General features: G+C 36.2%; 15 protein-coding genes. 4 read left to right on the top strand and 11 right to left on the bottom strand.

Translation table 11 applies throughout. The features are described 5' to 3' along the window. Window positions 1–93 precede the first annotated feature (93 nt). The 4 genes from A194_RS0112365 to A194_RS0112380 form a co-directional block, all read right to left on the bottom strand. Window positions 94–297, bottom strand: coding sequence for a DUF6501 family protein (locus A194_RS0112365; RefSeq protein ID WP_017187144.1), 204 nt, complete (start codon window positions 295–297; stop codon window positions 94–96). A gap of 46 nt (window positions 298–343) precedes the next feature. After that, window positions 344–1,297 (bottom strand): peptide-methionine (S)-S-oxide reductase MsrA, encoded by a 954-nt coding sequence (gene msrA, locus A194_RS0112370; protein WP_017187145.1) that lies wholly within the window; start codon window positions 1,295–1,297, stop codon window positions 344–346. 21 nt (window positions 1,298–1,318) lie between these two features. After that, window positions 1,319–1,822: a VrrA/YqfQ family protein gene (gene vrrA / locus A194_RS0112375; protein WP_017187146.1), complete on the bottom strand. Its 504-nt coding sequence runs from the start codon at window positions 1,820–1,822 to the stop codon at window positions 1,319–1,321. Window positions 1,823–1,888: 66 nt separating this feature from the next. Beyond that, window positions 1,889–2,545 carry a uracil-DNA glycosylase gene (locus A194_RS0112380; protein WP_017187147.1) on the bottom strand — a complete coding sequence of 219 codons (657 nt, stop codon included), beginning with the start codon at window positions 2,543–2,545 and terminating at the stop codon, window positions 1,889–1,891. 126 nt (window positions 2,546–2,671) lie between these two features. Here A194_RS0112380 and A194_RS19850 point away from each other — a divergent pair, with 126 nt between their 5' ends. Then, entirely contained in the window at window positions 2,672–2,761 is a 90-nt protein-coding gene (locus A194_RS19850) for a YjcZ family sporulation protein (protein WP_083834301.1), read from the top strand. 91 nt (window positions 2,762–2,852) lie between these two features. On the opposite strand, the gene A194_RS0112385 is transcribed toward A194_RS19850, so the two are convergent. The 6 genes from A194_RS0112385 to A194_RS0112410 form a co-directional block, all read right to left on the bottom strand. Further along, the gene (locus tag A194_RS0112385; RefSeq protein WP_017187148.1) at window positions 2,853–3,074 is read right to left on the bottom strand and encodes a YozE family protein; all 222 of its coding nucleotides are present in this window, start codon (window positions 3,072–3,074) and stop codon (window positions 2,853–2,855) included. 15 nt (window positions 3,075–3,089) lie between these two features. Beyond that, window positions 3,090–3,851, bottom strand: a complete 762-nt coding sequence (gene tatC, locus A194_RS0112390; RefSeq protein WP_017187149.1) for a twin-arginine translocase subunit TatC — start codon at window positions 3,849–3,851, stop codon at window positions 3,090–3,092. Between the two features lie 98 nt (window positions 3,852–3,949). Then, window positions 3,950–4,156 (bottom strand): twin-arginine translocase TatA/TatE family subunit, encoded by a 207-nt coding sequence (gene tatA, locus A194_RS0112395; RefSeq protein ID WP_017187150.1) that lies wholly within the window; start codon window positions 4,154–4,156, stop codon window positions 3,950–3,952. A gap of 23 nt (window positions 4,157–4,179) precedes the next feature. After that, on the bottom strand, window positions 4,180–4,362 hold the full coding sequence (gene tatA / locus A194_RS0112400; protein ID WP_017187151.1) for a twin-arginine translocase TatA/TatE family subunit: 183 nt from the start codon (window positions 4,360–4,362) through the stop codon (window positions 4,180–4,182). Between the two features lie 93 nt (window positions 4,363–4,455). Next, entirely contained in the window at window positions 4,456–4,947 is a 492-nt protein-coding gene (locus A194_RS0112405; protein WP_017187152.1) for a dihydrofolate reductase, read from the bottom strand. 10 nt (window positions 4,948–4,957) lie between these two features. After that, entirely contained in the window at window positions 4,958–5,917 is a 960-nt protein-coding gene (locus tag A194_RS0112410) for a thymidylate synthase (RefSeq protein WP_017187153.1), read from the bottom strand. Window positions 5,918–6,025: 108 nt separating this feature from the next. On the opposite strand from A194_RS0112410, the gene A194_RS0112415 reads away from it, so the two are divergent. Both A194_RS0112415 and A194_RS18385 read left to right on the top strand, forming a co-directional pair. After that, window positions 6,026–6,259: a hypothetical protein gene (locus tag A194_RS0112415; protein WP_017187154.1), complete on the top strand. Its 234-nt coding sequence runs from the start codon at window positions 6,026–6,028 to the stop codon at window positions 6,257–6,259. A gap of 77 nt (window positions 6,260–6,336) precedes the next feature. Next, a complete protein-coding gene (locus tag A194_RS18385) occupies window positions 6,337–7,023 on the top strand; it encodes a C40 family peptidase (protein ID WP_017187155.1) in 687 nt (228 codons plus the stop codon). Here the strand turns inward: A194_RS18385 and A194_RS0112425 are convergent. Further along, entirely contained in the window at window positions 7,020–7,874 is an 855-nt protein-coding gene (locus tag A194_RS0112425) for a DUF72 domain-containing protein (protein WP_017187156.1), read from the bottom strand. The genes A194_RS18385 and A194_RS0112425 overlap by 4 nt on opposite strands. A gap of 253 nt (window positions 7,875–8,127) precedes the next feature. On the opposite strand from A194_RS0112425, the gene cspD reads away from it, so the two are divergent. Then, window positions 8,128–8,328 (top strand): cold-shock protein CspD, encoded by a 201-nt coding sequence (gene cspD / locus A194_RS0112430; protein WP_017187157.1) that lies wholly within the window; start codon window positions 8,128–8,130, stop codon window positions 8,326–8,328. The last annotated feature ends 137 nt before the right edge of the window (window positions 8,329–8,465 follow it).

Here is an 8,465-nt window from a genome sequence, read left to right on the forward strand (position 1 = left end):
TTAACTGCATAACCAACAAACAACTAAGTAACAATATGACTTCCTAAAATCCCTGTTTTGTTTGTTCAGTCTCAACTAGGCCTTTCACCAGCTTTACACTTCTTCAAAGTATTCTTTATAAAATCCGCCCATTTTGCCTGAATCATCAATTACGAAATAAAATTCCTCTGATTCATTTTTAACATCATACGTCTTCCCTGTTGTTAACACATTGTTAACTGTAAACTTTTTAGCATCAGTGTGAACACACTTAATTTTTTTTATTGTTTCGTTGTTTTCCCACGTTTTATGGATCATCTTAACACCTTCCTAAAATCATTAATCAAATGTTTGATTAACTTTTTCATTCAAATAATTGTTTATATTTTCCATAACCTTCTTCTTCTAAACGTTCTTTTGGAATGAACTTAAGTGCTGCAGAGTTAATACAGTAACGCATACCACCTTGATCAGCGGGACCATCATCAAACAGATGTCCTAGGTGAGAATCAACGTACTGACTTCTCACCTCTATTCGACGCATACCGTGTGATGTATCCAAGTCTTCTTCTAATGGAGCAATTGGTTTTGTGAAGCTCGGCCAACCACATCCTGCGTCATATTTATCTTGGGAAGAAAACAGTGGCTCTCCACTAACGATATCGACATATATCCCTTCTCCTTCATGATCCCAATATTCATTTCTAAAAGGAGGTTCAGTTGCATCTTCCTGAGTTACTTTGTATTGCATTTCAGAAAGGTTTTGACGTAAAGCTTTTAAATCTTTGTCTTCTGACCAATGATCTTTAATAAAACCTTGCCTGCCAGAGCCCTTTTTATAAAGCTTATAATGAAACGGGTTTTTCTTATAATAATCTTGATGACCTTCTTCAGCTCGGTAAAATGTTGTAGCTTCACGAATTTCAACAACTATTGGGTCTTTAAACTTACCACTCTCTTCTAAAGACTGTTTTGACTGCTTAGCTAATTGCTTTTGTTGTTCATTGTGATAAAAAATTGCTGGCTTGTACGATTCACCGCGATCATTAAATTGACCACCTGCATCTGTCGGATCAATTTGTTGCCAAAACAGTTCTAGTAGCTGGTCATATGGAAAAACGTCCTCGTCAAATGTGATTTGGACAGCTTCCAAATGACCAGTCGTATTAGAACACACTTCTTCATATGTCGGATCAGTTGTATGTCCACCTGTATAGCCGGATACAACTTCATAAATTCCTGGTCGGCGGTCAAATGGTTCAACCATGCACCAGAAGCACCCTCCAGCAAATGTAGCTTGACTTAATTTCGTACTCATCGAATCACTCCTATGAGACATCTAAATGTATAACTTAGGTTGAGGTAAGCCTTTCGGTTGATGTTTTGATTTCGATGGGATTTTAACTTCTTCTTTTGATTGTACTGCCACGTCATCTTCATTGAGCATCTTCGCTATTTGTTCTTCATCAAATTTATGATCATCAACCGTTTGCTTTTTTCCTTCATCCTCTTCCATCATTAATTTTACCATATCAATGAACATCGGTGCATTCTTTATAAGTGGACCATACTGTTTCCATAAAGGTAGTACTTGTTGAACCATACCTAAACCTTTTTGAATATGATTTAAAGTGTCGTGGAAATTATGATATTTAGATGCCGTCATTTGAAAAGGGGCATGTGGTGTGTGCAACGGTGCCTTGCCCCCTGGGCCTTTAATTTTTGCTAACAACTGCTGAACAATGTTAGGTCTACTAAAACCTTGATGCCTTGTAGGCTGATGAAAACCATGCTGTGGCGCTTGTTGACTCCAATAATCATGATGGTGCCGTACAGGATACATACTTATTCCTCCTTCATTCAACTATTATAATGTACGGGATAAATGCGTATCCTGTATAGGCTAATGTTAATAACACCAATTAACAGGCTCTTGCCCATGCTCATTTAAGGCTTCGTTAACTTGACTAAATGGTTTACTTCCAAAAAATCCTCTATACGCAGATAGCGGACTTGGGTGAGGAGCATGTACGATTGTATGCCGCTCATCAATGATCGCCTTATTTTTATAAGCTTGTTTTCCCCATAAGACAAAAACAACGTGGTTCTTCTCTTTACTTACAATTTGTATAACTGATTTTGTGAATTCGTCCCAACGTAATGAATGATGTGCATTTGCTTCTCCTTCTTTGACAGTTAATGAAGTATTCAATAGTAACACACCTTGATTTGCCCAATGAGTAAGATCACCATGCTCCGGGTAACACCCGTAATCTGATTCCAATTCTTTAAAGATATTTTTTAATGATGGAGGAAGTGCTTGGTCTTTATGTACTGAAAAGCTTAATCCATTCGCTTGTCCTTCACCGTGATAAGGATCTTGACCAACTATAACAACTTTAGTTTCTGAAAATGGAGTTTGGTTAAACGCATTAAACATTTCTGAATAAGGTGGGTAAACCGTTTCATGTTCATAACGCTCTTTTACATATTTAATTAGACTTTTAAAGTAAGGTTGTTTAAATTGTTCAGTTAATACTTCATTCCAGTCGGTTTTAATCTCCATCTTTAAACCTCCCTTTAAATATTTCAAGACATTTATACAAGTCTCATTATGATAGCCTATACACACGCACACAAGGGTGCATAAGTTAACAGTGAAAACAAAACAGGGCTAAGGAGTGATTCTTTTATGAGTAAAGGTTATTACGGAGGCGGTTTTACTTTAATTGTTGTTCTATTCATTCTACTAATCATTGTAGGTAGCTCTTACGCTTGCTAATTTAGCATACTAAAGGACAACAAGTTTATACACTTACTTTCACCAATACCAAATAGACAAAAAGCCAGGCGAATTTTCACCTGGCTTTTTGTCATGTTGAATTTTCTTTATAATCATCCCATAATTCATCAAACGTTTTTAATGCATCTGGAAAAGGTACTTGCATTTCTAAATACCTTGTAATTTCATCATAACTGACTGATAGTTTTGGAAAATCATGATCATAAAACATCCAGTCGGCTAACTGTTTCCGTTCATCTTGTTTATTTTCGACTCCTCGATATTGCATCGCAAAGTGATAAAAAGACTTCATTTGAACACCTGCTTTTTATAATTCTTTAGATTGTTGGTTTAACTCTTCTAGCTTTTTCATACGTTTACGATAAACGATTCCTGACGTAATTATAGCGAGCTCATATAGAAAGATCAACGGAGCTGCTACTACTAACTGCAAAATAAAGTCAGGTGGTGACAACATCGTTCCAATCACGACAAGAATTAAATAGGCGAACTTTCTCGTCTTCTTCATAAAAGCTGGTGTTAAAATGCCTAAACTCGTTAAAAACATCGCAATTAACGGAACTTCGAAAAAGAAAGCAAATGGTACTGTTATTTGAAGAATAAATTTAAAGTAATTATTAACAGTAAACATTTCGTTAACTAAACCGTCACTTAAGTTAAGTAAAAAGTTTAATACTAAATCTTTAATGACGAAATAACCAAACGCTAAACCTAATATAAACAAAATAAAAATTGCAGGTACGTAAAGTAAGCTTACCCTTTTTTCATGTTTTGTTAATCCTGGTTTTATGAATAACCATAACTGAAATGCGAGAAACGGGACAGTTATAATTAAACCAACCATTGTTCCGATAATGACATAGACCCAAATAATATCAAAAGGGCTTAAAACTGTTAATTGAAATGGGACGTCATTTGCAATATATAAGTATATTTCTTCACGAAAATAAAAACCAACACCAAATGATAACGCAAAGACAATGAAACTCCAAAAAAAACGTTTCCTTAGTTCACCTAGGTGCTCTGTCCAATCCATTTCATTCTGGCTAATTTGTTGGTCATTTGCCATCTCGTTCACCCTCTTACATTAACCAAGTACATATTTTTAAAGTAAAAGTTCCATAAAAGAAGATGTAAGGGGCTCCCTTACATCTTAATCATGCAAGCTTATTGATTGTTCGAATCTGAGTTGTTTTTCTTTGAACTAGAATCATTTGAGTCCTCTGAGATTAAACCGTTCGTTGCTTTTTTAAATTCCTTTAAAGAAGAGCCGAACGCTTTTCCAATCTCAGGTAACTTCGATGGGCCAAATACTAGTAACAGAACAAGTACAATTAAAATTAATCCCGGTAAACCGATGCTGCCAATGCCCATAATATCACTCCAATACTTAGACGTTATTGATGATCAATTGTCTTTTTCGGTTGATCATCTTGATCTGATGTTAACTCATTAGTTGACTTTTTGAATTCTTTTAACGTTTGCCCTAAAGCTTGCCCTAATTCAGGTAGCTTTTTCGGACCGAATATAATTAATAGGATTAAAATAATTAATATTAACCCTGGAACTCCGATTGTCATGTAAACACCTACCCATTCGCAGACTAATCCTTACATTATTGTCGCTTATTTATCCTGTTTTTGCAAATATTAATGCATTCTGTTACAAAATGTTCACTTATTTACGCGACGGTATATTAAAAAGGTATGTTCATGCTTGTTCTTCTCATCTAGTTCTCCTAATTGTTCGCTTACTAATGTCCAATCATCCCAATTGATCGTTGGAAAATAAGTATCACCATCAAATGTTTCATGGATTTTAGTAATATACATGTAATCGACTTGGTTTAAAGCGTCTTTAAACAATTCTGAACCACCGATAATGAAGACTTCCTCTTCACCTTCCACTAATGGAGGTAACTCTTCCCAATTACGAACAACAGAACACCCTTCTTGAGTGTACTGGTCATTTCGCGTCATGATGATGTTATGGCGGTTCGGTAATGGTCGTCCTATTGATTCGAACGTTTTTCGCCCCATTACAATTGTCGAGTCTGATGTTACTTTTTTAAAGTATTTTAAATCGTTCGGTAAGTGCCAAGGCATATCATTATTTAAACCAATGACTTGATTGTCATCCATAGCGACGATTAATGAGAGTTTCATCCTTTACCTCCTAAACCGCAACTGGTGCCTTAATAGCAGGGTGCGGATTGTATCCTTCTACAGATAGATCTTCAACTTCAAAATCAAAAATTGACTGTTTTTCAGTATTAAGCTTAAGTGTTGGAAACTGTTTCATCTCACGACTAAGTTGTTTATTAACTTGATCAAAATGGTTGTGATAAATGTGAGCATCCCCAAACGTGTGAACAAATTCTCCTACTTCAAGTCCACACTCATGTGCAATTAAATGTGTCAACAATGCGTAGCTCGCAATATTGAATGGAACGCCAAGAAAAATATCGCCGCTTCTTTGATAAAGCTGACATGACAACTTACCATCTTGTACATAAAATTGAAACAGCGTATGACAAGGTGGCAAGGCCATTGTCGGTATGTCCTCTGGGTTCCAAGCTGACACAATAAGCCTTCTTGAATTAGGGTTATTCTTAATATCGTGGATCACTTGCTTTAACTGGTCGATTGTCTCACCTTTTGAATCTTGCCAATGACGCCATTGTTTACCGTAAACATCACCAAGGTGACCGAAGGCTTCTGCGAACTGATCGTCTTCTAAAATTCGTTTTTTAAAGTGACCCATCTGCTCTTGATATTGTTCGTTAAATTGTTCATCTTGTAACGATCGCATTCCAAAATCAGTCATGTCAGGTCCATCATACTGGTCACTTTGAACCCAGTTTTTAAAAGCCCACTCGTTCCATATGTTGTTGTTATGCTCAAGTAAGTAACGAATGTTTGTATCTCCTTTAATGAACCAAAGCAGTTCACTAGCAATTAATTTAAACGGGACGCGCTTCGTCGTTAATAAAGGAAACCCTTCTTGTAAGTTAAACCTCATTTGGTGTCCAAAAATTGAGCGCGTTCCAACCCCTGTTCGATCACCTCGATCACTACCATATTCAAGAACATGTCGACATAAGTTTAAATAGCCTTGCTCATTTACATTATCCATATTATTTCACCCCTATAATTTTTTCGTAACATTTTTGTAATTCATAGTTTTAATAATCAGCACATATATTTCGAACAGATATCAATGAAATGAAAAGGTGTTGGTAAAATGATCAAACGGAAACCGACGAGAACTTTCATGATTGGCGCTATGGCGGGTAGTTTAGCACTAAGTTCTCCGTTTGTTTTTCATGTGCCAGTTGACGCATATACAAAACAACAAATCAAAGAAATGAATCAACTTTCATATGGAGACCACGGTGATTCAGTCGTACTACTTCACCGCAAGCTGAGACTGCCAATTATTATCCAGGTCAAGAGACTGATCGATACAATGTTTTAACAGAGTTCGCTGTTAAAAGTTTTCAAAATGACTATAACTTAACACCTAGTGGTGAATTAAATGATCACACGATTGAAATGCTTAACCAAGTTATTTATGACCAATATATTAGTGTGATCAATGACTTGGCTGAAGATATAAACTTTGGAGAACAATCTCACAATGTTAAGCGTGTTCAGTCAGCTTTATCTGGATTGGGCTTATACCATGATCGTATTGATGGCGATGCAGGCCAAAATACGAAACGTGCATTAATTTATTTCAATCAATTAAACAATAAAGACCTAGATCTATCAAGTTTAGATCAAATTATAACCGTTTCCCACCAAACGACTACAGAACAGACAAATCGCTCTGCAAACACGAATACTCAGTCTAATCAATCTGAGATCCAAAGCTCATCTACTACATATAGCAACGCTGCTTCAACAGCGAGATCTTACGTCGGCACACCATATGCATGGGGTGGTACGTCACCGAGCGGATTTGATTGTAGCGGATTTTTACAATATGTATATTTTCAACATGGCGTGTCATTACCAAGAACGGTCAATGACATTTGGAATGTAACAACGCCAGTTTCTGAACCAAGTGTTGGTGACATTGTGTTTTTTGAAACTTACAAACCTGGCCCATCACACGCTGGTGTATATATTGGCGACGGCCAATTCGTACACGCTGGAACAACAAGCGGTGTTACTGTCGCAAACATGTCAGATCGTTATTGGCAAGCACGCTACTTAGGTGCTCGCTCCGTCAATTAATCAGTAAACAAGTCAATTTGTTTAGGGTTTAACCCTTCATAAGTTAAGTTTGACATTCGTTGAAACCTCTTAGCATTTTCATAAGCATGACCGCCTGAGTTATTGTTAAACAAAATAGTCATTTGTTTAACTTTTTGCTTCAAAAGGTCAATTCGGTTTTGCCATTCTTCTAGTTCTTGATCAGAATAATTATATAGAAAGCGTACCTCACGCCAATTGTCTTGGCCATTATTATTCCAACCATAAATATTACGGCCGTGAAAGCGTATTAATGATTGTTCTACGTTTGTAACTTCTGGAACGATCGGGACAGAGGACTTACCAGCTTGAGGTTCATCACAAATCGTATGAATCCACCGATCATCTTGTAAATACTGTAACGTATGTTCCTTAATATGCTCATCATACCAACTTCTATTGCGAAATTCTATAGCAATTGGGTAATCTTTAAACTGCTCACGAATAAATTTTAAGCGCCTAATATTGTCTTGATTCACATCAAACCAAGGCGGAAACTGAAATAAAATGTTCTGCAATTTCCCTTCTTTAACAAGAGGGGAAATTTGTTTTTGATAAAGTGAAAATAACTCCTTCATTTCTTTTCGGGTATACTTTTGACGGTCGTGACCAGTAAACGCTTGATAAGCTTTCACAACAAATGAAAAATTGCTAGGCGTTTGATTAGACCACTTTTCATATTGACTATGATCGATAATGCCGTAAAATGCACTATCTAATTCAACGACCGGGAAGTGAGCTGCATAAGATTCGAGCTTATTTCGAGTTGTGTGCTCTTGATCATAAATATCAACATGATCACCCCATCCTGTTAGCCCAATTAAAATTGTCACATTTCATCATCCTTACATATATATTACATATATTGTACTTGTTCTCTCTTGACTTTATCAATAACTTTCAGTATACTTAAAAGTGCAATAGAGATGTGAAGAATCATAAAGAAAGTCAGGTAACTTCTATAGAAGTGAAAGATGCATTTGTGATCCTTCATTTCTATAGGAGTTACCCTTTTTTTATCTTTACGTCTATTGTGAAATAACCATCTAGAACTTAGGTGGATAGTTTTTAGGAGGATTTTTTAAAATGCAAAACGGTGTAGTAAAATGGTTCAACGCTGAAAAAGGTTATGGTTTCATCCAAGTTGAAGGTGGAGACGATGTATTCGTACACTACTCAGCAATCCAACAAGAAGGTTTCAAAACTTTAGAAGAAGGTCAAGAAGTTGAATTCGAAATCGTTGAAGGCGACCGTGGCCCTCAAGCTTCTAACGTAGTTAAAAAATAATAAAAACCATTTAAATATTCGGCAACCATTAAATGGTTGCCGATTTTTTGTTTAAGCACTAATTAATTGGCTATAAAATATTGTAACTGTACAATTTCACTTAGAAGGTAGGTTGTCTTTTCCCTGAACCGTTGGTG

The sequence above is a fragment of the Alkalibacillus haloalkaliphilus C5 genome, assembly GCF_000269905.1.
Taxonomy (GTDB): Bacteria; Bacillota; Bacilli; order Bacillales; family Alkalibacillaceae; genus Alkalibacillus; species Alkalibacillus haloalkaliphilus_A.

Bases quoted from the DNA above. Each gene is read 5' to 3' on its own strand.
- tatC (WP_017187149.1), bottom strand. From the start codon at position 3,851: ATGGCAAATGACCAACAAATTAGCCAGAATGAAATGGATTGGACAGAG.
- A194_RS0112380 (WP_017187147.1), bottom strand. From the start codon at position 2,545: ATGGAGATTAAAACCGACTGGAATGAAGTATTAACTGAACAATTTAAA.
- A194_RS18385 (WP_017187155.1), top strand. From the start codon at position 6,337: ATGCTTAACCAAGTTATTTATGACCAATATATTAGTGTGATCAATGAC.
- tatA (WP_017187150.1), bottom strand. From the start codon at position 4,156: ATGGGCATTGGCAGCATCGGTTTACCGGGATTAATTTTAATTGTACTT.
- A194_RS0112410 (WP_017187153.1), bottom strand. From the start codon at position 5,917: ATGGATAATGTAAATGAGCAAGGCTATTTAAACTTATGTCGACATGTT.
- A194_RS0112365 (WP_017187144.1), bottom strand. From the start codon at position 297: ATGATCCATAAAACGTGGGAAAACAACGAAACAATAAAAAAAATTAAG.
- tatA (WP_017187151.1), bottom strand. From the start codon at position 4,362: ATGACAATCGGAGTTCCAGGGTTAATATTAATTATTTTAATCCTATTA.
- A194_RS0112405 (WP_017187152.1), bottom strand. From the start codon at position 4,947: ATGAAACTCTCATTAATCGTCGCTATGGATGACAATCAAGTCATTGGT.
- cspD (WP_017187157.1), top strand. From the start codon at position 8,128: ATGCAAAACGGTGTAGTAAAATGGTTCAACGCTGAAAAAGGTTATGGT.
- msrA (WP_017187145.1), bottom strand. From the start codon at position 1,297: ATGAGTACGAAATTAAGTCAAGCTACATTTGCTGGAGGGTGCTTCTGG.
- A194_RS0112415 (WP_017187154.1), top strand. From the start codon at position 6,026: ATGATCAAACGGAAACCGACGAGAACTTTCATGATTGGCGCTATGGCG.
- A194_RS0112385 (WP_017187148.1), bottom strand. From the start codon at position 3,074: ATGAAGTCTTTTTATCACTTTGCGATGCAATATCGAGGAGTCGAAAAT.
- vrrA (WP_017187146.1), bottom strand. From the start codon at position 1,822: ATGTATCCTGTACGGCACCATCATGATTATTGGAGTCAACAAGCGCCA.
- A194_RS19850 (WP_083834301.1), top strand. From the start codon at position 2,672: ATGAGTAAAGGTTATTACGGAGGCGGTTTTACTTTAATTGTTGTTCTA.